The 22,846-nt window shown below is 68.0% G+C and carries 23 protein-coding genes, 33 tRNA genes and 1 other RNA gene; 9 read left to right on the top strand and 48 right to left on the bottom strand.

What is annotated here, in order from left to right; genetic code table 11:
- Positions 1 to 510: 510 nt before the first annotated feature.
- Complete coding sequence (locus ACLJOK_RS05205; RefSeq protein ID WP_410816453.1) at positions 511 to 1,284, bottom strand: hypothetical protein; 774 nt, start codon at positions 1,282 to 1,284, stop codon at positions 511 to 513.
- A gap of 333 nt (positions 1,285 to 1,617) precedes the next feature.
- On the opposite strand from ACLJOK_RS05205, the gene ACLJOK_RS05200 reads away from it, so the two are divergent.
- Together ACLJOK_RS05200 and ACLJOK_RS05195 are read left to right on the top strand one after the other, a co-directional pair.
- On the top strand, positions 1,618 to 3,888 hold the full coding sequence (locus ACLJOK_RS05200) for a glycoside hydrolase family 44 protein (protein WP_410816451.1): 2,271 nt from the start codon (positions 1,618 to 1,620) through the stop codon (positions 3,886 to 3,888).
- A gap of 167 nt (positions 3,889 to 4,055) precedes the next feature.
- Complete coding sequence (locus tag ACLJOK_RS05195; protein ID WP_410816450.1) at positions 4,056 to 4,490, top strand: hypothetical protein; 435 nt, start codon at positions 4,056 to 4,058, stop codon at positions 4,488 to 4,490.
- 34 nt (positions 4,491 to 4,524) lie between these two features.
- Here ACLJOK_RS05195 and ACLJOK_RS05190 read toward each other — a convergent pair.
- The 14 genes from ACLJOK_RS05190 to ACLJOK_RS05125 all read right to left on the bottom strand — a co-directional run bounded on the left by ACLJOK_RS05190 (position 4,525) and on the right by ACLJOK_RS05125 (position 5,735).
- Positions 4,525 to 4,595: transfer RNA gene (locus ACLJOK_RS05190), tRNA-Cys, on the bottom strand.
- Positions 4,596 to 4,604: 9 nt separating this feature from the next.
- A tRNA-Arg gene (locus ACLJOK_RS05185) sits at positions 4,605 to 4,677 on the bottom strand.
- Between the two features lie 5 nt (positions 4,678 to 4,682).
- A tRNA-Tyr gene (locus ACLJOK_RS05180) sits at positions 4,683 to 4,766 on the bottom strand.
- Between the two features lies 1 nt (position 4,767).
- Positions 4,768 to 4,841: transfer RNA gene (locus ACLJOK_RS05175), tRNA-His, on the bottom strand.
- 20 nt (positions 4,842 to 4,861) lie between these two features.
- Positions 4,862 to 4,933 (bottom strand) — tRNA-Val (locus tag ACLJOK_RS05170).
- 1 nt (position 4,934) lies between these two features.
- A tRNA-Asn gene (locus ACLJOK_RS05165) sits at positions 4,935 to 5,008 on the bottom strand.
- Between the two features lies 1 nt (position 5,009).
- Positions 5,010 to 5,086: transfer RNA gene (locus ACLJOK_RS05160), tRNA-Glu, on the bottom strand.
- A 12-nt stretch (positions 5,087 to 5,098) separates the two neighbouring features.
- Positions 5,099 to 5,170 (bottom strand) — tRNA-Val (locus ACLJOK_RS05155).
- 86 nt (positions 5,171 to 5,256) lie between these two features.
- Positions 5,257 to 5,334: transfer RNA gene (locus tag ACLJOK_RS05150), tRNA-Met, on the bottom strand.
- A 2-nt stretch (positions 5,335 to 5,336) separates the two neighbouring features.
- A tRNA-Lys gene (locus ACLJOK_RS05145) sits at positions 5,337 to 5,408 on the bottom strand.
- Between the two features lie 6 nt (positions 5,409 to 5,414).
- A tRNA-Arg gene (locus ACLJOK_RS05140) sits at positions 5,415 to 5,488 on the bottom strand.
- 3 nt (positions 5,489 to 5,491) lie between these two features.
- Positions 5,492 to 5,567 (bottom strand) — tRNA-Lys (locus ACLJOK_RS05135).
- 1 nt (position 5,568) lies between these two features.
- Positions 5,569 to 5,656 (bottom strand) — tRNA-OTHER (locus tag ACLJOK_RS05130).
- 5 nt (positions 5,657 to 5,661) lie between these two features.
- Positions 5,662 to 5,735 (bottom strand) — tRNA-Pro (locus tag ACLJOK_RS05125).
- A 51-nt stretch (positions 5,736 to 5,786) separates the two neighbouring features.
- Between ACLJOK_RS05125 and ACLJOK_RS05120 the strand changes: the two genes are divergently transcribed.
- Positions 5,787 to 6,341 carry a hypothetical protein gene (locus tag ACLJOK_RS05120; protein WP_410816448.1) on the top strand — a complete coding sequence of 185 codons (555 nt, stop codon included), beginning with the start codon at positions 5,787 to 5,789 and terminating at the stop codon, positions 6,339 to 6,341.
- Here ACLJOK_RS05120 and ACLJOK_RS05115 read toward each other — a convergent pair.
- The 28 genes from ACLJOK_RS05115 to ACLJOK_RS04980 all read right to left on the bottom strand — a co-directional run bounded on the left by ACLJOK_RS05115 (position 6,333) and on the right by ACLJOK_RS04980 (position 13,953).
- Positions 6,333 to 6,406: transfer RNA gene (locus tag ACLJOK_RS05115), tRNA-Pro, on the bottom strand. The genes ACLJOK_RS05120 and ACLJOK_RS05115 overlap by 9 nt on opposite strands.
- A 4-nt stretch (positions 6,407 to 6,410) precedes the next feature.
- Positions 6,411 to 6,483 (bottom strand) — tRNA-Arg (locus tag ACLJOK_RS05110).
- Between the two features lie 12 nt (positions 6,484 to 6,495).
- Positions 6,496 to 6,858: RNase P RNA component class A (rnpB, locus tag ACLJOK_RS05105), an RNA gene on the bottom strand.
- A gap of 9 nt (positions 6,859 to 6,867) precedes the next feature.
- Positions 6,868 to 6,940: transfer RNA gene (locus tag ACLJOK_RS05100), tRNA-Ile, on the bottom strand.
- A 1-nt stretch (position 6,941) separates the two neighbouring features.
- Positions 6,942 to 7,031, bottom strand: a tRNA-Ser gene (locus ACLJOK_RS05095).
- Positions 7,032 to 7,036: 5 nt separating this feature from the next.
- Positions 7,037 to 7,109, bottom strand: a tRNA-Asp gene (locus ACLJOK_RS05090).
- 26 nt (positions 7,110 to 7,135) lie between these two features.
- Positions 7,136 to 7,208, bottom strand: a tRNA-Ala gene (locus ACLJOK_RS05085).
- 14 nt (positions 7,209 to 7,222) lie between these two features.
- Positions 7,223 to 7,296, bottom strand: a tRNA-Leu gene (locus ACLJOK_RS05080).
- On the bottom strand, positions 7,287 to 7,913 hold the full coding sequence (locus ACLJOK_RS05075) for a group I intron-associated PD-(D/E)XK endonuclease (RefSeq protein ID WP_410816447.1): 627 nt from the start codon (positions 7,911 to 7,913) through the stop codon (positions 7,287 to 7,289). Before ACLJOK_RS05075 ends, ACLJOK_RS05080 begins: the two co-directional genes overlap by 10 nt.
- A gap of 70 nt (positions 7,914 to 7,983) precedes the next feature.
- Positions 7,984 to 8,057, bottom strand: a tRNA-Met gene (locus ACLJOK_RS05070).
- 5 nt (positions 8,058 to 8,062) lie between these two features.
- Positions 8,063 to 8,135 (bottom strand) — tRNA-Thr (locus ACLJOK_RS05065).
- A gap of 6 nt (positions 8,136 to 8,141) precedes the next feature.
- Positions 8,142 to 8,219 (bottom strand) — tRNA-Thr (locus ACLJOK_RS05060).
- A 1-nt stretch (position 8,220) separates the two neighbouring features.
- Positions 8,221 to 8,296 (bottom strand) — tRNA-Leu (locus ACLJOK_RS05055).
- 112 nt (positions 8,297 to 8,408) lie between these two features.
- Positions 8,409 to 8,852, bottom strand: coding sequence for an HNH endonuclease (locus ACLJOK_RS05050; RefSeq protein ID WP_410816445.1), 444 nt, complete (start codon positions 8,850 to 8,852; stop codon positions 8,409 to 8,411).
- 61 nt (positions 8,853 to 8,913) lie between these two features.
- A tRNA-Gly gene (locus ACLJOK_RS05045) sits at positions 8,914 to 8,984 on the bottom strand.
- Entirely contained in the window at positions 8,970 to 9,566 is a 597-nt protein-coding gene (locus tag ACLJOK_RS05040) for an LAGLIDADG family homing endonuclease (RefSeq protein WP_410816444.1), read from the bottom strand. The genes ACLJOK_RS05045 and ACLJOK_RS05040 overlap by 15 nt, the downstream gene beginning before the upstream one ends.
- Positions 9,532 to 9,630 (bottom strand) — tRNA-Gly (locus ACLJOK_RS05035). Before ACLJOK_RS05035 ends, ACLJOK_RS05040 begins: the two co-directional genes overlap by 35 nt.
- An 88-nt stretch (positions 9,631 to 9,718) precedes the next feature.
- A tRNA-Leu gene (locus tag ACLJOK_RS05030) sits at positions 9,719 to 9,794 on the bottom strand.
- Position 9,795: 1 nt separating this feature from the next.
- Positions 9,796 to 9,875 (bottom strand) — tRNA-Gln (locus tag ACLJOK_RS05025).
- 143 nt (positions 9,876 to 10,018) lie between these two features.
- A tRNA-Gly gene (locus ACLJOK_RS05020) sits at positions 10,019 to 10,091 on the bottom strand.
- Between the two features lie 11 nt (positions 10,092 to 10,102).
- Positions 10,103 to 10,177: transfer RNA gene (locus tag ACLJOK_RS05015), tRNA-Glu, on the bottom strand.
- Positions 10,178 to 10,353: 176 nt separating this feature from the next.
- Positions 10,354 to 10,429: transfer RNA gene (locus ACLJOK_RS05010), tRNA-Pro, on the bottom strand.
- 109 nt (positions 10,430 to 10,538) lie between these two features.
- Positions 10,539 to 10,611: transfer RNA gene (locus ACLJOK_RS05005), tRNA-Trp, on the bottom strand.
- A 331-nt stretch (positions 10,612 to 10,942) separates the two neighbouring features.
- Complete coding sequence (locus tag ACLJOK_RS05000) at positions 10,943 to 11,170, bottom strand: ferredoxin (protein WP_410816443.1); 228 nt, start codon at positions 11,168 to 11,170, stop codon at positions 10,943 to 10,945.
- Entirely contained in the window at positions 11,167 to 12,396 is a 1,230-nt protein-coding gene (locus tag ACLJOK_RS04995; protein WP_410816441.1) for a cytochrome P450, read from the bottom strand. Before ACLJOK_RS04995 ends, ACLJOK_RS05000 begins: the two co-directional genes overlap by 4 nt.
- A gap of 185 nt (positions 12,397 to 12,581) precedes the next feature.
- On the bottom strand, positions 12,582 to 13,079 hold the full coding sequence (locus ACLJOK_RS04990) for a hypothetical protein (protein ID WP_410816440.1): 498 nt from the start codon (positions 13,077 to 13,079) through the stop codon (positions 12,582 to 12,584).
- On the bottom strand, positions 13,079 to 13,600 hold the full coding sequence (locus tag ACLJOK_RS04985; RefSeq protein WP_410816439.1) for a SigE family RNA polymerase sigma factor: 522 nt from the start codon (positions 13,598 to 13,600) through the stop codon (positions 13,079 to 13,081). The genes ACLJOK_RS04990 and ACLJOK_RS04985 overlap by 1 nt, the downstream gene beginning before the upstream one ends.
- A 125-nt stretch (positions 13,601 to 13,725) precedes the next feature.
- Positions 13,726 to 13,953, bottom strand: a complete 228-nt coding sequence (locus ACLJOK_RS04980) for a hypothetical protein (RefSeq protein WP_410816438.1) — start codon at positions 13,951 to 13,953, stop codon at positions 13,726 to 13,728.
- 556 nt (positions 13,954 to 14,509) lie between these two features.
- Here ACLJOK_RS04980 and ACLJOK_RS04975 point away from each other — a divergent pair.
- Together ACLJOK_RS04975 and ACLJOK_RS04970 are read left to right on the top strand one after the other, a co-directional pair.
- Positions 14,510 to 14,839: an ArsR/SmtB family transcription factor gene (locus tag ACLJOK_RS04975; RefSeq protein WP_410816437.1), complete on the top strand. Its 330-nt coding sequence runs from the start codon at positions 14,510 to 14,512 to the stop codon at positions 14,837 to 14,839.
- Positions 14,839 to 15,555: a cation transporter gene (locus ACLJOK_RS04970; protein ID WP_410816435.1), complete on the top strand. Its 717-nt coding sequence runs from the start codon at positions 14,839 to 14,841 to the stop codon at positions 15,553 to 15,555. Before ACLJOK_RS04975 ends, ACLJOK_RS04970 begins: the two co-directional genes overlap by 1 nt.
- A gap of 78 nt (positions 15,556 to 15,633) precedes the next feature.
- Here ACLJOK_RS04970 and ACLJOK_RS04965 read toward each other — a convergent pair whose 3' ends face one another.
- The 3 genes from ACLJOK_RS04965 to ACLJOK_RS04955 form a co-directional block, all read right to left on the bottom strand.
- Positions 15,634 to 16,272 (bottom strand): vitamin K epoxide reductase family protein, encoded by a 639-nt coding sequence (locus tag ACLJOK_RS04965; RefSeq protein ID WP_410816434.1) that lies wholly within the window; start codon positions 16,270 to 16,272, stop codon positions 15,634 to 15,636.
- Positions 16,269 to 16,931, bottom strand: coding sequence for a DsbA family protein (locus ACLJOK_RS04960; RefSeq protein ID WP_410816433.1), 663 nt, complete (start codon positions 16,929 to 16,931; stop codon positions 16,269 to 16,271). The genes ACLJOK_RS04965 and ACLJOK_RS04960 overlap by 4 nt, the downstream gene beginning before the upstream one ends.
- 405 nt (positions 16,932 to 17,336) lie before the next feature.
- Entirely contained in the window at positions 17,337 to 17,510 is a 174-nt protein-coding gene (locus tag ACLJOK_RS04955; RefSeq protein ID WP_357177827.1) for a hypothetical protein, read from the bottom strand.
- A 411-nt stretch (positions 17,511 to 17,921) separates the two neighbouring features.
- Between ACLJOK_RS04955 and ACLJOK_RS04950 the strand changes: the two genes are divergently transcribed.
- Positions 17,922 to 18,125, top strand: a complete 204-nt coding sequence (locus ACLJOK_RS04950) for a cold-shock protein (protein ID WP_043326981.1) — start codon at positions 17,922 to 17,924, stop codon at positions 18,123 to 18,125.
- Positions 18,126 to 18,222: 97 nt separating this feature from the next.
- On the top strand, positions 18,223 to 18,618 hold the full coding sequence (locus tag ACLJOK_RS04945) for a hypothetical protein (protein WP_410816431.1): 396 nt from the start codon (positions 18,223 to 18,225) through the stop codon (positions 18,616 to 18,618).
- Between the two features lie 85 nt (positions 18,619 to 18,703).
- Here ACLJOK_RS04945 and ACLJOK_RS04940 read toward each other — a convergent pair whose 3' ends face one another.
- The gene (locus tag ACLJOK_RS04940; protein ID WP_410816429.1) at positions 18,704 to 19,216 is read right to left on the bottom strand and encodes a MarR family winged helix-turn-helix transcriptional regulator; all 513 of its coding nucleotides are present in this window, start codon (positions 19,214 to 19,216) and stop codon (positions 18,704 to 18,706) included.
- 103 nt (positions 19,217 to 19,319) lie between these two features.
- Between ACLJOK_RS04940 and ACLJOK_RS04935 the strand changes: the two genes are divergently transcribed.
- Positions 19,320 to 20,534, top strand: coding sequence for an FAD-dependent monooxygenase (locus ACLJOK_RS04935; protein WP_410819271.1), 1,215 nt, complete (start codon positions 19,320 to 19,322; stop codon positions 20,532 to 20,534).
- A gap of 516 nt (positions 20,535 to 21,050) precedes the next feature.
- Positions 21,051 to 22,283: a PP2C family protein-serine/threonine phosphatase gene (locus ACLJOK_RS04930; RefSeq protein ID WP_410816427.1), complete on the top strand. Its 1,233-nt coding sequence runs from the start codon at positions 21,051 to 21,053 to the stop codon at positions 22,281 to 22,283.
- Here ACLJOK_RS04930 and ACLJOK_RS04925 read toward each other — a convergent pair whose 3' ends face one another.
- Entirely contained in the window at positions 22,284 to 22,646 is a 363-nt protein-coding gene (locus tag ACLJOK_RS04925) for an STAS domain-containing protein (protein ID WP_410819270.1), read from the bottom strand.
- Positions 22,647 to 22,846: the final 200 nt, after the last annotated feature.

Below are 22,846 nucleotides of genomic sequence, written 5' to 3'. Positions count from 1 at the left end.
AGGCTACCTTCTGACGGTCCCCGACGGGACCTATGACCACGACCAGAAACGATGCGCGACAGCGACGATATGGCTGCTGCGATGCGACAGGAGTTCGCTTCCGCACGTCGGGGCGAGGGCGAGGTGGACGGTCATGCTGCGGGTCGACGATCATGCCGCCACCGTTGTGCACGAGGGCCGATTCGGCCGCCGCCCGAAGCTGGAATTTCGTGGTGTCCGCCGGGCTCGATGCCTCGACCAGCCGCCGCAGGCCGAGGTTGGCACGAGTGTGAGCGACGACGGCCTGGCCGCCTCGGTGGCCAGGCTGGCCTCTTCGACCAGAGCGCAGAGGCGGTGGCGGCCGTGGAGACCGGCCACACCGCCGCAAAGCTGGCGCCTCACCTCTCGGCCTGACCTGTCCGGAGACGCCGCCGGGGTGCGGTAGCAAAGCCGCACCCCGGCAGGACACTCATCGGACCTGACATCACGACCCCATGTGTCGAGAGCCTCCGAGCCACCCAGGGCTTTAGATCAGCAACCGAGCCGCTTACTCGAAAGGGCGATGTCGTCGATCCAGAGGTCGAACTCGCCCGGCGTCGTGCCGCCCTGGTAAAGCTGCCAGCCGATCTTCACCGTGTCGACCGCCGGTAGGACGAAGGGAACATTGTTGCCACCGTGGTCGCTCGTGGAGGCTGTCAGCTCTGGGTTCGCCACGCCATCGATCCACACCGCCACGCGGTTGTCCGCCGCGTCGATCTTCCACTCGAAGCACTGCCAGGTGTCCTCAGCGACCGGGGCGGACTCCCGCCAGTTGGTCCAGTCGCCGGTCGGACCGCCGTCGGCACCGACCCCCCAGAAGGTTCCGGGGACCGTGGGCGCGTACTGGCCACCGACCGGACGGACGACCTCCGCGCTGCCGGTGCCGGTCGCCTCCACCAGCGTGAAGTGCGCCCAGTCCGGGGCCGTGGGGAAGGCATCGACGCGCAGACGCATCCGGCCGTAGAAGCGGTTGCCCGGCGCGGCGAAGTCGTCGACGCGCAGGAAGGCGCGTCCGTTGTCAACAGTGTGGATGTGCAGCACCTGGTTGCCTCGGCGGGCACGCTCGACGGTGAGCGTGCCGTGGCGGGTGTCGACGCCCCAGTTCAACGTGCTGGGCCCCCCGGGAGGCAGTCGCTCGAAGTCCTCACAGAAGAGCAGGCCACGGGGGCACGAGGGCGGGGAGGCCCCCGACGCGCCAGCCGGAGCGCTGCCGGCTGCGGCGCCGAGGATCAGGGCGGCGCTGAACACCGCGAGAAAACTGCGCATTGTCATCCTCCAAGACGGCTGGTTCCCCACGACAGGGGCCGAGCCAGCAGGAACGTTCCGGCCATGCGACGCTGAGGTGCTCCCGCTCGCACCGCTGTGGCGCGGTTGCCCCCGCACTGCGGCGATCCGAGCTGTTCCGGCGCTGCCGCATCAGCCAGTCGCATTGATGGGCGTCATTATATGCGAAGAGGTCGGCTTCGGTCGGCCGGCAGTCGGTCGGCCGTCGAGTCCGACATGATCCACAACGAGTCCTCCGGCGTTGACTCAGAGCCAGGAAAGCGCAACGCTGTGGAAGCGCTCCCATCGTCGAGCTCCTATTCGAGAGGAATGCTCGTGCGACCCACCACAGCTCTACTCCCGGTCCTGCTCGCCACGACCCTCGGCGGTCTGGCCCTGCCGGAGCCCGCCCTGGCCGCGGCCGGCCCGGCGCTGGCCGTGGACACCACAGCAGCCCGGCACCAGATCAGCCCGTACATCTACGGCATGAACTTCGCCGACGAGGCCCTCGCCCGCGACCTGCGGCTGCCGGTGCACCGCTACGGCGGCAACGCCACCACCCGCTACAACTTCCGTGCCGACACCACCAACCGCGCGTCGGACTGGTACTTCGAGAACATCCCCAACGACAACCCGAGTCCGGACGACCTCCCGGAGGGCTCGGAGACCGACCGGTTCGTGCAGCAAAACAACGCCACCGGCGCCGCCACGGTCATGACAATGCCGATGCTCGGCCGGATCGCCAAGGACCGGTCGCGGGCGTGCGGCTTCAGCGTCGCCAAGTACGGCCCCCAGCAGTCCACCGACCCCTGGGCACCGGACTGCGGCAACGGCACAAAGCCCGACGGAACACCGGTCACCGGCAACGATCCGGAGGACACCAGCGTCGCCGTCGGTCCGGAATACGCCACCGACTTCGTCAACCACCTGAAGGAGCAGTTCGGCGCCGCCGCCGACGGCGGGGTCCAGTTCTACAACCTGGACAACGAGCCGGACCTGTGGCACTCCACCCACCGCGACGTCCGCCCGACCGGGCTGGGCTACGACGAGCTACGCGACCGCACCTACGAGTACGCCGCCGCGATCAAGGCCGCCGACCCCGGCGCGAAAACGCTCGGTCCCGTCGGCTGGGGCCTGAACTCGATCCTCTATTCGGGCCTCGACCAGGACACCTGCTCGCGCACCGGCTGCTGGTCGAACCCCCCGGACAAGGCCGCGCACGGCGGCCAGGACCTCGGCCCGTGGTACCTCGACCGGATGCACGAGTACGAGCAGCAGCACGGCACACGCATCCTCGACTACTTCGACGTGCACCTCTACCCACAACAGTCCGGCGTATTGGGCGACGCGGCCGGCGACGCCGACACCCAGGCGCTGCGACTACGCTCGACCCGCCAACTCTGGGACCCGACCTACGTGGACGAGAGCTGGATCAACAGTCCGGTCCGGTACATTCCGCGCCTGCGCGAACTGGTCGACCAGCACTACCCGGGCACGAAGATCGCGATGACCGAGTACAGCTGGGGCGCCCACGGGTCGCTCAACGGCGCGCTCGCCCAGGCCGACGTACTCGGCATCTTCGGCCGCGAAGGGCTCGACCTGGCCACCCTCTGGACCGCACCCACGGCCGACCAGCCAGCGGCCAACGCGTTCCGCGTCTACCGCAACTACGACGGCAAGGGCGGCGCGTTCGGCGAAACCTCCGTCCAGGCAACCAGCGCCGACCAGGGCAAACTGGCCGTGTACGCCGCCGAACGGAACGCCGACAAGGCACTCACAGTGGTCGTCGTCAACAAGACCGGCGACGACCTGACCAGCCCGGTCGCCCTCACCGGCGCCTCCGCCAGCACCGCCCAGGTCTACCGCTACAGCGAGACGAACCTCGCCGGCGTCGTCCGCGAGGCCGACCAGCCGGTGACCGCCACCGGCCTCACGGCCACCTTCCCGGCCAACTCGATCACCCACCTTGTGCTACCGCGCGACACCACGCCCGGCGACACCCAGTCACCGACCGCCCCGGGCAAGCCGACCGCCGGCACGATCACCGGCGACAGCATCGCGCTGGCCTGGACGCCGTCCACCGACGACACCGCCGTCACCAGCTACGACGTGCACCGGGTCGACACCACCGGCATCGTGAAAGTGGGCAGCGCCACCGGCACCACGTACACCGTCACCGGGCTGACGCCGGACACCCCGTACACCTTCGTGGTAACCGCCCGCGACGCAACGGGCAACGTCTCGGCGGCCTCGCCCGGCCTGACCGTGCGGACCGCGCCCACCGCCCCGACCGTCGGCTGCACCGTCGGCTACACGGCGAACAGTTGGCCGGGCGGCTTCACCGCGACCGTGACGATCAAGAACACCGGCACCACCCCGATCGACGGCTGGCAACTCGCCTTCAACTTCCCCACCACCGGCCAGAAGGTCGGCCAGGGCTGGTCGGCCACCTGGAAACAGAACGGAACGAACGTCACCGCAGACAGCATGAGTTGGAACGGCAAACTCGCCCCCGGCGCATCCACCAGCACCGGCTTCAACGGCACGTGGAGCGGCACCAACCCGGTACCAACCGCCTTCAACCTCAACGGTCAACGCTGCGGATGACCTGAGAGACCCCCACTCCCCTACGAAGCAGGGCGGAGGGGCCGGGGCGCAGCGGCACCCCGGCCCCCTCGCTCTCAAGCGCGGCCCGAGCCAATCCCGCGACAGGAGAGCAAACGTGAGTACGCCGACTCATACCCAGCCGCGTTGCGCCATCCAGGCTAGACCGCATGACGTCTGAAGCAGTCGGCACAGATCGACGTGGTGTCCCGATCGTCGGCCTCTTGGCCCTAATCTGGGTTTGTGGACTGGTCGCGGCAGCCATGTGGTGGCTGGGCATCGGCCTGAAGCAGTGGAGCGTCAGCTACGGCGACCAATCCGGCGAGTTCGAGGACCTCAAACGTCAGGCGAGCGTTGCCCTACTGGTCGCCGCGGTGGTGGCGACCGCCGGGCCGCTCCTCATCGCGCTCGTCGCGTACCAACTGCGACGGGCACGCACCGCAGCCGTCTTCCTGGTGCTGACCGCCGTGATCGCCGTGCCCGCCGTACCGATCGCTGTCCTCGCCGGCCGGGACCTGGATCCGGCGCCGGCAGCGACGACGCCCGGTCCGCCGGGGCACTGTGTGGAACACAGCGGCGGTGACACCCGCTGCCCGGGCGGCTGACCGAACCAATCGACTCCACAGTGGATGGCATTCGAGGCCGTGACCGGAATCGAACCGGCGTGCGCGGTTTTGCAGACCGCTCCCTGACCACTCGGGCACACGACCAGGCAGAAGCGCCCGCGGAGGGAATCGAACCCCCGACACCCAGCTCCGGAAGCTGGTGCTCTATCCCCTGAGCTACGCGGGCATGCGTGGGAGTGGAGAGATTCGAACTCCCTGAGCGCGAACGCACCGGGGTTACAGCCCGGCCCACCTCACCATCGGTGGCGCACTCCCTTGGGGTGACTGAGCGGAATCGAACCGCCATCACCGGGACCACAACCCGGCGCGCTACCGTTGAGCTACAGCCACATCTACGGCCCGAAGGCCAGTGCCCGCACCTGGACTCGAACCAGGGCAACCCGGTGTGTGGAACCGGTGCTCTGCCACTGAGCTATACGGGCGTGGCTCCCCTGCCTGGACTCGAACCAAGATCAGCCGGTTAACAGCCGGCCGCTCTACCTTTGAGCTACAGGGGAATGGCAGCGCGGACGGGACTCGAACCCGCACATTTCCCGGGTGAAAGCCGGGCGACTCTTCCATTCGTCCACCGCGCCAGGTGGTTCACGTGCCCCGAGCTGGATTCGAACCAGCGACCCCCGGTTTGTCGAACCGGTGCTCTCCCACTGAGCTACCAGGGCGCGAGTAGGGGGCTGGTCGCGGAGTGTGTGCCGCGCTTACGCCTGGCACTCCCTGTGCCAGGGCCAACCCGAACGGACAGGACCGTTGGGAGCGGGAGCCGGATTCGAACCGGCGGCCTCTGGGTTATGAGCCCAGCGCGCTTCCATGACTGCGCCATCCCGCAAGTGGGCCGCCAGAGGATCGAACTCTGGACACTCCGATTAAAAGTCGGCAGCTCTACCACTGAGCTAGCGGCCCGTGTTGTCCCCCGAGCAGGAATCGAACCTGCGACGACCCGGTTTAGGAAACCAGCGCTCTATCCACTGAGCTACCGGGGGATTTGGTACGCCGTGCAGGGATCGAACCTGCGACATTCCGATTAAGAGTCGGAAGCTCTACCAACTGAGCTAACGGCGCGTGGCGGGGCGTAAAGGAGTTGAACCCTCGGGCTTTCACCCGGTGCCGGTTTTCGAGACCGGTTGCGGACCTGTTCCGCACTACACCCCATGAGTCGGGCTGACAGGATTCGAACCTGCGTCCTCTTGCTCCCGAAGCAAGCGCGCGACCAAACTGCGCTACAACCCGTAGACGGCGCGGGGGTTACGCGCCGTGCTGAGACCTACTACTCTCCGGTGCGTGTCGTCGACATCAGCGTCCCCCTGGGAGTGGGCCGGGTGGGGCGCACTCGAAGCCCTCGGAACGCTTGCCGCGGCGCTCGTTGCTCTCTCCGTGTACCTCAGCGAGGTCCGGCGCCGCCGCCGCGCCGAGCGGAGCACCGTCCGAGTTTGGGCGTCCAGGGAAGCCGACGAGACCGTGATTTACGTCGCCAACGATTCCGCCGTCCCGATCGTGGATATAACTTTCCACGCTTTCTATCAGGAGAAGTTCTGGTCAAGCCCGCTCTTGGGCGGAATGAGATGGTCCGCGATCGGGTGGCTTGCCAGGGGGCCAGCCATAGTCCACCCTTCTCAAACTTTGGCGCTAAAGCTCAAGAACCTGAGGTTGCATGGCGTGGCAGAGGCAATCAAAGGACTGCCTGAGCTGACTCTCCTGCACATGCGCTACGAGGCGCGGGCGGAACCGAGGAGGGTGGCGAGCTTTCGTCGCGTCAAGAAGGCCCCGACGAAAATCCGCATGATCGGTGTGGGAGGGTTGGAGCAATGCGATGGGCAATACCTGAAGTCGGGATAGCCGGATTCGAACCGACGACCTCTGCACCCCCAGTGCAGCGCGCTACCAACCTGCGCCATATCCCGAAAGAGCCCCCGACTGGAATCGAACCAGCGACACCGAGATCCGTAATCTCGTGCTCTATCCACTGAGCTACGGGGGCATGTGCTGCGGCGAGGGAAGCCGGCCGATACGCCGGGTTCTGTCCCACCCCCAACGGGGGTGGGGGCGACCATCCATCTCGGCCTACCGTCGCCGGCAGGCTCTAGCGGCCAACCCGCACGCATCAGGCGGGCCGCCCGCGTGCTGTTCGACCTTGCTCCGGGTGGGGTTTACCGTGCCGCTCCCGTCACCGGCAGCGCGGTGAGCTCTTACCCCACCGTTTCACCCTTACCGGCGGTGGTGCTGCCGGCGGTCTGTTCTCTGTGGCACTGTCCCGCGGCTTTCGCCGGGTTCCCGTTAGGAACCACCCTGCCCTGCGGAGCCCGGACGTTCCTCGGCGAGCTGGTGGGCTCGACGCGGTCGCCTGGCTGGCATTCTCGCTGCGTGCCGACGGGAGGAATCGAACCTCCGGCCCCCGAGTTATCAGCTCGGTGCTCTAACCGCTGAGCTACGACGGCTTGGCGAAGGGTGAGAGATTCGAACTCCCGGCGGTGTGACCCGCTCCGCGCTAGCAACGCGGCGCCATCGACCAGACTCGGCCAACCCTTCATGCGCGCCAACGACGGGGATCGAACCCGCGGCCCCCCGATCGACAGTCGGGTGCTCTAACCACTGAGCTACGTCGGCATGGTCCCGGCCAGGAGCCGGGGGAGTGGAGTCGGACGGAATCGAACCGACGGCCTTCGCGGTGCGAATGCGACGCTCTACCAACTGAGCTACGACCCCATGGTGTTGCTGAGTACCCGACCGCGGATTCGAACCGCGACCCTTCCCGCCCTGAACGGGACGCCTCTGCCAGTTGGGCTAGCCGGGCATGTGATTCCTCGCCTCGATTGCGAACGCCGCGTACTTCGAGTCGAGGACGATGTATTGCGCGCCGCTCACCGCCTCTACCGGGATGAGGTAGTCGAGGGCGCCCGCTGTCGAGATGAAGAAAAAGTCGATCTCGTCCTCCGTGTAGCCCGTGACTCGGATGCGACCGCGAGCGGTGTCCCGCGCGCTGGCGTCGTACACCGTCCGCCGCAGGACAGCCCGGTAGCGTCCGTTGCTCTCGGTCGTTCCGGTGGTCTTGACCTGCACCCGTTGCAGGCCAGTGTCGGATTCTGCGATCAGGTCGTATGCGCCCGGCTCTAGCGGGACCGAGACGTTGTAACCCCGATCCATGAACCATCGGGCGGCGATGCTCAACCCCGATCGTCCGCCGTGCTGAGCTGGCTGGCTGAACGGGTGCGCTGGCGCTACGAGCCGGCGAGGGTTGCTGCCGTGAGTCAGGTGCGACACGTCGAGGCCGAGGCGGGCCGCGACAGCTTGGACACTCGTACGGCCTGCTGTCCGTGACTTGCCGATGGCTTCCATGACGTCTGCCCAGCAGGTCGCGCCCTTAACGGCGTTGCGGAGCTGGTCGTCGGTGTAGGTGCGCGGGTTGCCCATAACTAGCAATCCTACGCTAATTAGATGCGGCGGCTTTGCCAGTTTGCCCACCCGGGCAGGTGGTGCTGCGTGCCGACGAGGGGACTCGAACCCCGGACCTCTCCGTTATGAGCGGAGCGCTCTGACCACCTGAGCTACGTCGGCGAGAGAGCCGCCGGTCGGGCTCGAACCGACTGCCTTCCGATTACGAGGCGGACGCTCTACCCGGTGAGCTACGGCGGCAAGGTGTGGAGCCGGCGGCCGGGATCGAACCGGCGCGCGTCGCCTTACACAAGGGCGGTGCTCTGGCCTCTGAGCTACGCCGGCTTGGTGCCCTCGACAGGATTCGAACCTGCCCTGTCGGCCGCCTCACGACCGTGCCTCTACCGCTGGGCTACGAGGGCATCGAGCTGGGAGCAGAGGATTCGAACCTCTACGAGCTGGGTCAGGGCCAGCGATGCTGCCGGTTACATCAGCTCCCATCGCGGCCGGCGGGGTGATGGCCCGCCGGCCGGGTCAGCGCCGCGCCAGCGACCCCCACGCGGGCACAACCGGGCTGTTGCGGAGCACCATGCCGGCCTCGGCCGGGGTCCGGTCGCCCTTGGCCTGGTTGCACGGGGCGCACGCGCTGACGGTGTTCCGCCAGGTGTTCTGCCCGCCCCGCGAGCGGGGCAGGATGTGGTCGACCGTCGCGGCCGGACCGGAGCAGTAGCCGCACCGACGGTCGTCGCGGGCCAGGACACCGCCCTTGGACCAGGCAGGGCCCTTGGTGTACCGCCACCGGGTGACGACGTAACGGACGAGGCCGACGAGCTTAGGCATCGGGAGGACGCCGAGGTGCCGGTCCGGTTCGGCTTCGTGGATCTCGGCGACCCGGCGGCACAGCATCCGGATCGCGTGGGCGACCGTGACCCGGCGGAGGGGTCCAAGGTCGGCGTTGATGACGAGTACGGCGTCCACCAGGTCCCTCCTTCCGGGTCCTGGGTGGTTGGACGAATTGACAGATGATCCGTCAATCAAAAGCGGCTGACCGGATTCGAACCGGCGTCGGCACCTTGGCAAGGTGCTGTGTTGCCCCTACACCACAGCCGCATATCGTCGGGCGTTCGCCGCTGCCTTCGCTGACGTGCACGTTTCGCAGCGGCACCCGTCGTACTGGTACTTCGAGGTGCCGTGCCGCCGCTGGCGTCGAGCGGGTCCACCGGCTTCATCGACGGCAGCGAGCATGGCATTGATCTGGTCGGTTCGCCTGGAGCCCATCAGCGGCAGGACCAACCTCACGAGTTCCACCACCGGCTTCATCCGGGAAATCGTCCAGACGTATGTGTCTTTGTGGTGGTCCTGCTGCCGGGGGTGAGCATGGACGTTGCCCAGGCCAACCGTGTCGGCGACGCGCTGCACGACGTCCTGGTCGGTCATCTGCAATGAGAGCCGGACTCGAATGCGCGCCTTTTGCCGTTCGGTGGCCGCGACACGCATCACGATGAACGAGCCCTCACCCTCCATCAGCCCGGCGAGCCAGGCCACCTCGGTCGGGGACATCTCGCGCAGCTTGAAGACCTTCGGGCGGTACTTGTCCCACCTGCGATCGCGCTCATAAGCCGCGTTCGCCTCGGTGCAGGCTGCCTCGCGGCACCCCTGGACGTAGCAGGATCGCGTGCCATGCCTTGCCATGTCCGAATTTTACCGTGGCAGTCCCCTTCTCCTTGGCAAGGAGATGCGCTACCAACTGCGCTACAACCGCGTGGAGCCATCGGGCGGAATCGAATCGCCGGCCTCGCCCTTACCGGGGGCGCGCTCTGCCAACTGAGTTACGCCGGCATGTGTGTCGAGAGCGGGACTCGAACCCGCATCGACATAAGGTTTGAGCTTCGCGCCTCGTGCCGGTTGGGCTACCTCGGCGTGGCTCCGGGTGCAGGAATCGAACCTGCGTCTGTGCCGGGATCCAAAGTCCCGTCGAGCCTGCCAGCAGCCCAACCCGGACCGATGTTGTGCCGGGGCAGGTACTCGGGGGCGGTGACCCTCCGCGCTGGCTCGGGGAGCTACCCCGCGTCGGCCGTCGACCAGGCTGTGCACCCGGCCTCTGGTCTCACGGCATCCGCCGCCCCTGTTTCCCTGCCCCGTCGAGCGGTACCGGGGACTCGAACCCCGCACCACCACGTTGGAAGCGTGGTGCTCTACCAGATGAGCTAGTACCGCGTGATAGTGCGTAGGCCATGTCGGGCTCGAACCGACGATCTCCTGGCTGAGAACCAGGTGAGCTTTGCCGACAGCTCCAATGGCCCATGGAGCCGGCAGCGCGCCGGGAGCCTCGCCCGGAGGGTCCCCTGCCGACGTGCCCCTCCCCTGACTCGAACGGATTCCTCGGGACTTCACTGCCGTGCGCTACCGGTTAGGGCAGGAGGTTTGATTGCGTGGAGAAGAAGGGATTCGAACCCCCCTCGACCTCCGGTCTGCCCCATGGTCCGGGACCGGGGTGTCGAACCCCGTGTCTCTCGCTCCCAAAGCGAGCGGGTCAGCCGTCTCCCTCGTCCCGGAGGTGGTGCCCCCGGCCGGCCCATGCAGGCGCCGGCCGGGGTCTTGCTCATGCCATCCACTGTGAAGTTGAGAATTTGCGACGCCTCCGGCCGCGGCCGGGACGAAAAGCAGGGGCGGCAGGACTCGAACCTGCGACCTTCGGTTTTGGAGACCGGTGCTCTACCAGTTGAGCTACGCCCCTATGAAGTTGTTCCAGTAACGAGAAAGCCGCCCTATCCCTGTCGGGGTGGGCGGCTTCGCAGCTTGCGCTGGCGCTATTCGCGCCGCCACCCCGGCTTCCAGTTCGACTCACTCGCGCACAGATCGTGGGCTCGCCCAATCGGGAGCAGCACGACACCGCCGCGCGGCATGAACCGCGTGGTTTCGGTGTAGGCGTGCTGCAACACGGGGAACTCCTTGGGTTGGTCGGAACGGCCTTGCTCATTGAAGGTAGGCGCTGTGCCGATCGGATGGCAACGGATATTCCGAGCCACCTTCATGTGACTCACAGCCAGCCTTAGCGGGTGTTCGGGTCACTCCTGGGGCGCTATCAGCCGGTCGTCGGTGGTGTCGCGGACCGTGATTGCCTCCACCGGGCAGGAGTCGGCGGCGTCGAGTATGACCTCGGCCGGGGCGACGACGTGGGCCAGCGGCGCGGACAGGCCGTCGACGAGGCGGAAGTGCTCGGGCGCGGTACCGGCGCAGATGCTCGTGCCGATGCAGCGGCGCGTGTCCACCCCGATCCGCCAGGCGGTGCTCACCAGGCCACCGGCATGCCGAGCAGGCCCCGCACCAGCATGCCCCGCTTCCACTGCAGATCGGCTTCCGGTACGGCGAGCCGCAATCCGGGCAGGCGGGTCACGAGGGTGGCGACGGCGACCTGCAATTCCATGCGGGCCAGCTGCGCGCCGACGCAGTGGTGGACGCCGTGCCCGAAGCCCAGGTGCGGGTTCTGCTCGCGGTCGAGATCCAGCCGGTCCGGGTCGGGGAAGACGGTTCCGTCCCGGTTCGCCGATGACAGTGAGCCGAGAACCGGCTCACCTGCCCGGACCAGCACCCCGCCGACATCGACATCTTCCTTGGCGTACCGGGCGAAGGAGGAGCCGACGCCGAGCGGCACGTACCGCAACAGTTCCTCGACCGCGGCCGGCACCAGCGATAGGTCGGCTCGCAGCCGCGCGAGCTGGTCCGGATTGTGCAGCAGGACGTAGATGAAGTTGGGGATCTGGGTCACAGTGGTCTCGTGGCCGGCCGCGAGCAGCCCTCCGGCCAGCTCCACGAGCTCGGTCTCGCTGAGCCGATCCTGATTCTCGTCGCGGGCCCGCACCAGCGCGCCGAGCAGGTCGTCGATGCCCGGCTCGCGGCGGCGCTCGGCGACGAGACCACCGATGTAGCCCCAGAGATTGTTCAGGTACTCCTGGATCGTTTCCATGGGTAGGGAGGTGGTCGAGACGATCGCCTCGGACCAGATGTGGAAGCGGTCGCGGTCGGCGTACGGGACCCCGAGCAGTTCGCAGATCACCTGGATCGGCAGCGGTGTGGCGACGTGCTCCACCAGGTCAGCCGGAGGGCCGAGCCCGACCATGTTGTCGACAAGTGCGTTGGCGATCTCCTGGGTCCGGGGTCGCAGCGCCTCTACCCGACGTGCGGTGAACGCCTTCGCCACCAGCCGGCGCAGCCGGGTGTGATCGGGCGGGTCCAGGGTCAGCATGCCGCTGTACTGCTGGCGCGGGGTGAGTCTGGGCTCGTCGCGCTGGACGGCTGGGGCGCGGCCGAACCGCACGTCGCCGAGGACGGTGCGGACGTCTTCGTAGCGGGTGGCGAGCCACGCCTCCTCGCCGTAGGGGAGCTTGACCCGGGTCATCGGTTCGTTCTCGCGCAGCTCGCCGTAGGTTGGATCGACGACGAGGCGGTCGGGCACGCTGAACGGGTACGGCCGCGCGGGCGGGATGGTTCGGCTCTCGGTGGTCTGCGCGCTCTCCGTCATCGGGATTCCCTTCGTCGAGAGGGCGTGATCCTCAGGCCGGCACCAGTTCGTAGCGGCGCCGGGTGCCAGCGTCCAGGGCTTGCGAACAGCACACATTGACGCTCGGTAATCTTACGAAATCGGATCGTAGCGGGAGACGCCGATGATCGCCATGGAGGCGGGTCCGCGTGCGTAGGCGACGGCGGTCAGGAGACGCAGAACGACGCCGGCTCGGTCAGGCCGAGGTCCTTGCAGTCCCATCCGGTGCCCTGGTCCTGGAATCGCCAGCCCGTGCCGGCCGTGTAGTGGAACAGGTAGATGACGCCGCTGGCGTCCGGACGCTGCACGTCGGCCGCCGCCCACGTCTCGACGCACTCCACTGCCCTGGAATCGAAAGACCAGCCCGCCGGCAGCTCGACCAGGGTCCCGAGGGTCTGCGTCGACGGACAGGTGGGATTCTGGGGTCCGTCGCTGGTGCGGGTGGATGCGGGTGGTGTCGGAGGGTCGGGCCGGTGGCGGGTGGCGAAGGCGACCGTACCGCCGATGGCGAACATGACCGCCACCGCCGCGGCGCCGGTGGTGACCGCCCTCCGTCGTTGTACCTGCCGGGATCTGCGCAGGGCGCGCTCGTACATGTCGGTGGTGCCGCCGTGCTCGCTCAGATCGGACATGGCCTGACGCAGCGGCCCGAGGTCGTCGGTCATCAGGCCTCCTCCATCACGGCCGAGAGCAGCTCGGGCGCTATCTCCCGCATGCGGGCCAGCGCCTTGCTGGTCTGACTCTTGATTGTGCCGACCGAGCACTGCAACAGTTCCGCGGCCTCGGCCTCGCTGCGGTCCTCGAAGAACCGCACCACCAGCACGGCCCGTTGCCGCTGGGTGAGTTGGGCGAGAGCCTGGTACAGGGCAAGCTTGAGATCGGTACGGCGAGCATGGTCACTGCCGGGCTGGACCACGTCGGCCATTTCCCCGGGCAGGGACTCGACTACCCTGCGGCGCCGCCGCCACCAGCTCACGTGCTGGTGGTACATGGCGGTGCGGGTGTACGCCTCGAAGTGCCCGGGATCATTGAGCCGGCGCCGGCCCCGATGGGTCCGGGCCAGCGCATCCTGCACCAGGTCCTCGGCGAGGTGCCGGTCGCCGGTCAGCAGGAACGCCGTCCGCAGCAACGCCGACGAGCGGGTCCGCACGAACTCACAGAAAAGATCGTCTATGGAGTCCGCCATGCCCCGCTCGTCCCCCCCACGTACCCCAAAGTCCTTCAGGCAGCGGCGGCGTCGATGCGGCCGGTTGACTGTGGCGCACACCTTAGCTGGCGTGCGTCGCAGTCAACCGGCCGCGGTCTCCCCGGTCAGGAGATGCAGAATGGCGCCGGTTCGGTGAGGCCGAGATCCTTGCAGTCATAGCCGCTGCCGTCGCCGTAGTACTTCCAGCCGGTACTGGCCACGTAGTGGAACAGGTAGACGCCGTCACCGGCGGTCGGGCCCTGCGGGTCGGCTCCCGCCCAGTCCTTGACGCATTGGACACTGCCGAACGTCCAGCCCTTCGGAAGCTCGACCAGCGTCTGGAGTGTCGTCACCGAGGGGCAGTCGGCGACCCCGGCCGCAGGGGTAGCCGCAGCGGGCGACGCGCTGGGGGTGCCAGTTGCCGCAGCTGCCGACGTCGGAGCAGATGCGGTCGGGCCAGAACCAGATGGCGCGCCGGAGTCGCAGGCGGACAGTCCAATTAGGACAGTAACGACGGGCAGCAGCAGGAGGTGACGTGCAGACATTTTCTGGACCCCTATGGATCGTGGCGATCATCGCTGACATCCGGGTACATGCGATCCGTCGCCCGCAGGTTGCCGCCAACCGGAATTTTTTCAAGATCTTTAGGCGGCCCCGCTCAGACGGCCGCACGCCGAACTGACGCGGTCCAAGCTCGACGAGCCGCCCACCGTGCCGACGAGGGGACGACCAGCGACTCGTCACCGCCGCGGAGGCGACTTCCTTCGATGTCTGGGGTCACCCTGCCGCACGGAAAAGGGTTTCGGTGAGTGATTCCGTGCTGACCCGTGGTCGTCGTGCCAAGTCAAACCCTGGATGACACCACAGTTCAGCGTCGCGTTAATTCACGGTGCGATGTACGGTCATTGGGTGGAGACGCTGACGCACGGGCAGGTCCTGGCCCGGTTCGGTCATGCCCTGTCCGACCCGGTTCGCGCCCGGCTCCTGCTCGCGCTACGCGACGGGCCCGGTTATCCGGCAGAGCTTGCCGACCTGCTGGGCACGAGCCGGCAGAACCTCTCCAACCACCTGGCGTGCCTGCGCGGCTGCGGCCTTGTCGTCGCCGTACCCGAAGGCCGCCGCAGCCGCTACGAACTCGCCGACGCCCGCCTCGCGCACGCCCTCGGAGACCTGCTCGGTCTGGTCCTGGCCGTCGATCCAGCCGCCTGCCCGGCCACCGAATCCGAGGGGTGCTGCTGATGAACGCGCCACTTCCGCTGATGTCGGTTGGCCCGTCGCCGGCCCGTCGCTCGATCCTGATCCGGCGGGTGCGCCTGTTCGTCGCCGCGACGATCACCTACAACGTGATCGAGGCGGTCATCGCCATCAGCGCCGGCCGGATCGCCTCCTCGACCGCGCTGATCGGGTTCGGGCTCGACTCCGTCATCGAGGTGGCCTCCGCCGCCGCAGTGGCCTGGCAGTTCTCCGGCCCCGACCACGAACGCCGGGAACGCGCCGCGCTGCGGATCATCGCGATGTCCTTCTTCGCCCTCGCCGCCTACGTGTCCGTCGAATCGGTGCGCGCGCTCGTCGGCGCCGACCGCGCGGATCACTCCACGATCGGTCTGGTCCTGGCCGCGGTATCCCTGGCGGTGATGCCGGTCCTGTCGGCCGCACAACGCCGCGCGGGGCGTGAACTCGGGTCAGCGTCAGCCGTCGCGGACTCCAAGCAGACCCTGCTGTGCACGTACCTCTCGGGGGTGCTGCTGGTCGGGCTCACGGTCAACTCGCTGTTCGGGTGGTGGTGGGCCGACCCCGCCGCCGCTCTGATCATCGCCGCGGTCGCGGTCAAGGAAGGCCGCGAAGCCTGGCGCGGCGACACCTGCTGCGCGCCCGGTGCCGCCCTGCGCTCCCCCGCCGGCCGCAGCGACGCCAGCGGATCCAGCGACGGGTGCTGCACCACCGACACCCGCTGAACGGGGGGCCTGCGGGCGGGGGAGCATCCTTCGACTCACCGCACCTTCCGCGCGGCGAGCCGCAAGGCAGCGGACCGGCTAGACGAGAGTGATCCAGTAACCCCAGAAGCGGTGCAGGATCGCGAGCAGGATGACCGTGTACCAGCCGGTGAGGATGAGGCTGTGGTAGTTGGCAGCAGCGGCGGCGACCCGCCGAACGGGCCCGGGAAGCGCACCGCCGTGGTCGCGCAGGGTGCGCAGCGTGACGTACAGGAAAATCGGAATGGTGACCGCCCAGACCAGCATGCAGTACGGGCACAGAGCGCCGATGACGTAGAGGCTCTGGTAGATCAGCCAGTGCACGAAAACCACGCCGAACGTAACGCCGGCCTGTAGTCCCAACCAGAACCAGCTGGGCAGTCGCACACCGGCCAGCAGGACGACGCCGATCGTGCTGATCACGGCGAACCCCGCGACGCCGATCAGCGGGTTGGGGATTCCGAACACCTCGGCCTGTGGTGTGGTCATGACCGAACCGCAGGACAAGATGGGGTTGATGCTGCAGCTCGGCACATAGCTGGGATCGGCGAGCAGGTTGATTTTCTCGACGATGAGGATCGTGGCGGCGAGCATCCCGACAACGCCACCGACGGCGCAGATCCAGGCGGTGGCCCGAGACAGGAAAGCCTGTTCGAGCGAGGTCCGCTCGGCGTGCGCGTCGACGGTGGCGGCGCTCATTCGACCAGCGCGGCGTCGATGGCGGCGACGAGGTCGTCCTGGCCGCGCAGGTCGGTCAGTTGCCGGCCGTTGAGGAAGAACGTCGGGGTGCCCTGCACACCGGAGGCTGCGCCGTCGGCCTTGTCCTTGGCAATCCGCGCGGCAGTGGCGGGGTCGTCGAGGTCGCGCTGGAAGCGCGGCATGTCCAGGCCGAGAGTACTGGCGTACCCGAGGAACGCCTCCGTCTGTGGCTGCTCCTTGTGGCCCCAGCGGGCCTGATTCTCGAACAGCTGGACGTACATGTCGGAGAAGCGGCCCTGGTTCGCGGCGGCCTGAGCGGTACGCGCGGCCAGGTCCGAGTTCGGGTGGCTCGGGATCGGGAAATACCTGACCACGAAGGTGATGCGGTCCTGATAGGTGGCAAGGATCTGCTTGACCGCCGGGTACGCGGCGGCGCAGGACTCGCACTCGAAGTCGAGGAACTCGACAAGGGTCACCTTGCCATTCGGCGCGGTGGACAATCGATGGCTGTCCTCGCGCACCAGCACCGTCGCCTCGACCACGCCAGCATCAGTGGTCGCAGCGGGAGGCTGGTCGGGACGGTTGACGGCCAGCAGACCGCCGACCACGAGCACCACCACCGCGATCAACGCCAAGGTCAAGCGAGTGTTCCTCGTCATTTCCCGTCCTCGTCCGCGCGTGAGCAATGTGATCAGCCCGCCCACCTACAGCGGCGCAGTCCGATGCGGACGATACAGAGACGGCTGTACCGAATTGCTGTCAAGTTCCTGAGACGAGGTGGGCCCAACCCTGCTGACGGCACTCCTCGCCATCGCCCCTGGCCAGCCTCGTGTGCTGCGGCGTCTGCGGCCGCCGCCGCGGTGATGAATCTCGTGGTGCTCACCGCCGCGTTGCCGGCCCTCAACACGGCCCGCGCACCGCCGACGAGGCGCGACGGTCGCCGCTGTCGCAGCCCGGCGGTTGGCACACAGTGCCGTGGCGGCGGTCGCGATGGCGGCGGTGGTCGTGCGCGTCGGCGGCGGCACCGGCGGTCGGGTTGGTGTCGCGCCCGCTCGCGGACGGATCTATGCCGGCTCTCGTACACCGCCGGCGTTGCCACCATCGTCCGGCATCGGTTCGGTCGGGGCTTCGGGCAGTTCGTCCGGCGCGCCGGGCAGAAGGACGCCCGCGTCGTCGGGCACCGGTTCGCGGGGGTCGATGGGCGGATACTGTTCGGGGTCGAGATCCGGTCCAGTCATCAGGCGAGTATCCGTCGTCTTCCGGACCGCCGCTCGTCGGGCCCGCTCGTGAGCTGGGCGGCGAGCTCCGGCATGGCCGTCCGGTCGGCTGGCAAGCACCGGTGTAATGGCTGCCAGCGTTGCGTGGCACCCTTCCGCGCAGGCGGATCAGCGCGTGGTCGGTGTCCAGGGCGGCATCGATGAAGCAGACAAGGCACCAGGTCCACTGACCTCCACGGGCTCCGCGACAGATCATGTGCTACGGTTGCCCAGTTGCAGTTTTGATTTCCGTAGACGTTTTCTAGCGCCTGATGGGTTAACTGAAACCTATCCAGGCGCTTTTCGTTTTTCGTGTCGTTTCGACGCGGGTGATCAACGCAGCGGCGTAAGGGTCCGCACAGTGCGGTCTCTAACAGCCTGCGAGGAGCAGACATGACTACAGGTACCGTGAAGTGGTTCAACGCCGACAAGGGCTTCGGCTTCATCAGCCCGGACGACGGCGGCGCCGACGTCTTCGCCCACTTCTCCGCGATCTCGGCGAGCGGCTTCCGCAGCCTCGACGAGAACCAGAAGGTGGAGTTCGACGTCACCCAGGGCCAGAAGGGCCCGCAGGCGGAGAACATCCGCCCGCTCTGATCCACACTCCGCGAACGGCGGCCCGACTGATTCAGCGGGCCGCCGTTCGGCGTTTCACGCGCTCACCGCACAACGGACGTGTGCGGCGCAGATGCGCATGGCTGACCCTCCTCCGCAGTTCGGCGACATTCCACTCTGGAGATCGAACGCGCCCAGCCGGGTAGAATTTCGGCCGTGGCAGCAGTACCGGCGCCGACAGGTCGGCGTCCACCTGCGCAGATGGTTGTGGGAGTACTTCGGCGACCACCAGCACAAGATCACCCGCTCGTTCCCCGTCGTACGGTGGCTCGACCAGGACACGCACGTCCCGGCACGCGATCCCAAGACGTTGGCCGCCCTCGCCGAAGCCGTGGCCCTCGTCGCCTACGGCCGCTCGCCCGAAGGGCGAGCCGGGCTTGCCGCAGCGATAGCCGGCGAACCCACCATCCGCCAGCCGTGGGTACGGTCGCTGGTGACCGAACTACGCCGGCCCATCACGGCGCGTCAGACCTGACCAGTCCCAACCCTGTCCCGAACAGCAAATCGCGCACAAGCCCGAGAGCGGGCCGACCGCCTCATCCATCCAGGACGCCGCGCGATCAGCTCGGTAAACCATCCGGAGGCCGGCGTTTCCGCGTGGAGTGTGGCCTGCCGCCCTCACGGAGTCGGGTGGCCTCGCGCAGCGCCACTTCGCGGCCGGTGCGGGCGAAGTCGGTTAGCAGGCGCAGCTGGTCGTCGGTGAACCCGGCGATGTGCTCGGTCAGGTACGCGGCCATCGGCTGGTAGAGCGCGGCCAGTTCGTCGGTCCGATCGGGCCGGGCGTGCACGGTGATCCGGCGGCGGTCGTGCGGATCATGCTCACGGCGGACGAGGCGCTGCGCCTCCATCCGGTCAAGCATCTTGCTCACCGCGCCGGTGGTCATGCCCATCCGTTCGGCGAGCTGAGTGGGTGTGACGGCGAGACCCGTGCTGACGAGGTTGAGGCAGTGCAGGTCGTTGACCGGTACACCGACCTGGTCGGCGACCGCCGACTGGAACAGCGCGGTGGCACTGACGAACTGCGGGATCTCCACCCAGGCAGCCGCCACGAGCGCCTCGTGCCCCGTTGACATGCCCACCCCATTCCGGATAGCTTCCTCGGGAAGTAACTTCCATGGGAAGTTACTTCCCGAGTGTGATGACTCCGTGGGAAGCGTAGAACAGGAACGAGAAAGCATGGCTCACGCACTGATCATCGGCGGCGGTGTCGCGGGTCCGACCGCCGCCATCGCACTACAAAAGGTCGGAATCGACGCCACCGTCTACGAGGCGTACGCCACCACGGCTCACGACGTGGGTGCCAGCATGGGCATCTCCCTCAACGGTCTCGACGCACTGCGCACCCTCGACGCGCACACCATCGTCCGCGACGCCGGCTTCCCGGTACCCCGAGGCGTCATGTGGCTCGGCAACGGCAGCCGCCTTGGCGAAGGACACACCGGCACTCCGCTGCCCGACGGGACGCTCCCGATCGTCATCGGACGCTACGACCTCTACGCGGCGCTGCGGCAAGAGGCCCTCGGCCGCGGCGTGCCCATCCACCACGGCAAGCGCCTGGCCCACACCGAACACCGCGGTGACCAGGTCGCCGCGGTGTTCACCGATGGCACGGAAGCTGTCGGCGACCTGCTCATCGGCGCCGACGGCATCGCCTCGACGACCCGGCGCTTCGTAGACCCGCACGCACCACGACCCCGATACGTCGGGCTCATCGGCACGGGCGGGATCACCCGCGAGGCCACACCGCAATCCGAGCCCGGTGTGATGAACATGGTCTTTGGCAGGCGAGCGTTCTTCGCCTCCATGGCCAGCACGGACGGCAGCGTCTGGTGGTTCGCCAACCTGCCGTGGGCCGACGAACCCACAGCAGCCGACCTAGCCGCGATCACCGGCTCGCAATGGCAACAGCGACTGCTGCAAGTCTTTGCCGGGGACAGGTCGCCGGCCACGCGGCTCATCCGCGCGACACGGCCGGACTACACGTGGTTTCCCATGCACGACATGCGTACCCCGAAGCGGTGGCACCGCGGACGCGTCGTCCTGATCGGTGACGCCGCACACGTCAGCTCACCCAGCTCCGGCCAAGGCGCGTCGATGGCATTCGAGGACGCCGTGCAACTGGCCCGCTGTCTGCGAGATCGGGACGATCCGACTACGGCGTTCCAGGCGTACCAACGGTTACGCGCCGACCGCGTCAGCAAGGTGCTGGCGGGAGCCAAACAGGTCAACCGCAGCAAGGCGGCCACCGGCCTGAGTCGAGTCCTGCGCGACGTGACGTTTCCCCTGTTCATGAGGAAGTTCAATACCCCTGGGGCGTTTGCCTGGCTGTACGACCACCGCATCGACTTCGACCGCCCGATTGACGATCAGCCGGCCGCCCACGACCGCTGACGAGCTTCCGATGACCGGTGCGCCGGTTGGCCCCTGCCGATTCCTCCTTCACTGAAGCGGGCCGGCACTCTGCCGCCGAGCCACACTGCCAATCAGCAGCCACCGTACCGAGTAAGGCCTACGCCGAACGCGGACCAGTCGCGGACGCGTACCTGTCTGGCGGCGAAGAAGGCGATGAGTCCGGCCACGCCGGACAGCGCGGCGAGGATCAGCGTCGCGCACCTGCTCCGGAGACATTCCGCCGCGCAGTGTGAGTATCGCCATGGCGAACCCCTCGACGAGTCGCCGGAATCCCGGTTGCGATCGGCCGGCCATAGGTGACGCCCACGGATCTCCCGAACCAGGTGCGGCCTCGTCGGTTGCGAGCGACGGTCGCCGCCGGGCGCGTCAGGGGGTTGACAGTCACGGCGGGCTGGAGACGCTGTCCGGGTTGTCGACGCTGCGGGGTCGTGCGCCGAGGCAATGACCGGCCGGGTCTCGTAAGCTCCGGCAGTGGGAAGCAGTCGAGGACGGATCATGGCTCAGATGTTGGATGCGGCGGAGAACGCCTCGCCGGTCGAAGCGGTCGAGGCCGTCACCCGGGAGTTCGGTGCGGCGCTGGGGGCACGTAGCGTCGCGTTCCTGATCGCGGACCTGAGCGGTCGGGCGCTGGTCCGGTTGGCGCACGTGCCACTGCACGGTGCCGAGGAGGGACGCCGGGAGGATGACGAGCTTGCCAATGTCATGCCGTTTGACGGTGGTCCCACGGAGCAGGCGTTGCGCACGCAGACGGTGCAGGTCCTCGGGCAGCCTGACGGGTGGACGGTGTGGGCGCCGGTGACCGACCGCGGCGAGGCGATTGGCTTGCTGGAGATGGTCCTGCCGGCGGAGCCGGATGCCCGGGAGTTGGCGGAGTTGGCCCGCACGGCGCACGTCCTGGCGTTCGTGGTGATCGCCAACCGGCGACACACCGACCTGTTCGAGTGGGGGCAGCGCACGACCCCGTTCACCCTGTCGGGGGAGATCCAGCGCCGCCTGCTGCCGGGTTCGTTCACCTGTGAGGCCAGCGCGTTCACCCTTTCTGGCTGGTTGGAACCCGCCGCAAGCGTCGGCGGGGACACCTTCGACTACAGCCTCGCCCGCGACGTGCTGCACTTCAGTGTCACCGACGCGATGGGCCACGGGGTGGCAAGCGCGCTGACGGCCACCCTCGGGGTGGGCAGCATGCGCAACAGTCGCCGCCGCGGGGTGGGCCTGGTCGAGCAGGCCCAGGCCGCGGACGCCGACGTGGCCGCACACAGCGCCGTGCCCGGCAGCTTCGTGACCGCAGTGCTGGGCCGTCTCGATTTGCGCAGCGGGGTGTGCGCGCTGCTCAACGCCGGGCACGTACCGCCGATGCTGGTACGCGACGGAGACACCCGGGCGCTGCCCCTGCCGGGAAACTTCCCCCTGGGCATGTTCGCCGAGGCCTCATACCGGGCCGGCGAGGTCACGCTGCGCCCCGGCGACCGTCTGGTGGTGATCACCGACGGCGTGCGGGAGCGCAACGCCGCCAGCCTGGATCTGCCGGCCATGTTGCGGTCGATCGCCGGTCTGCACCCGCGCGAGGCTGTCCGGGCGTTGGCCGACGCCGTGCTCGAGGTCAGCGGACCGACGCTGGCCGACGACGCCACCCTGTTCATCATCGACTGGCACGGCGGACACACCGAGGACCGGCAGACCAGCGCCGGCGCCGACCAGGCGCGCGCCAGCACCGCGCTGCCCGACTGACTAGCGGCCTGGCGTGTCCGTGGGACGCATATCGGCTTCAGCCGCCGGCACGCTGTCGTAGACGTCGATAGCTTGATCCACCGACGTGACCGACAGGACGCCGCGCACGGCGGGCTGCGCCGCGGCCAGGCACAGCCGACCGCCGACGTCGCGCAACGCCTTGAACGTCACGACCAGCGCGCCCAGCGCGCTGGAGTCCATGAAACCCACCCCAGCCAGGTCCACCACCACCCGACGGTCACCGGCGTCGACCAGCCGTTGCAGACCCTCACGCAACTGCGGGGACGTCGCCATGTCCAGCTCGCCGCGCACCTCGAGCACGGTGCAACCCCGGCCAGCTCGGACCGACAACTGCAGATCCACCACAACCTCCCACGCCGACGATGCCCGCTCACCCTAGTTCGCCAGCGGGTGAACCGCCGCCGGCGGGTGTACACCCCGGCCGTTTCACCTCAGCTCGGGCGGGGTAGCGGTGAGACAGCGGTAGCGCTGATCAACACCGGCGCATTCCGCCCTAGGATGTCGACAGTGATCCGGTGGGTCATGCACGGGCCAGAAGGAGT

The sequence above is a fragment of the Micromonospora sp. 050-3 genome, from assembly GCF_046549335.1.
Classification (GTDB): domain Bacteria; phylum Actinomycetota; class Actinomycetes; order Mycobacteriales; family Micromonosporaceae; genus Micromonospora; species Micromonospora trifolii.
The sequence above is the reverse complement of the archived record's forward strand: the minus strand, read 5'-3'. Positions and strand labels throughout refer to the sequence as shown.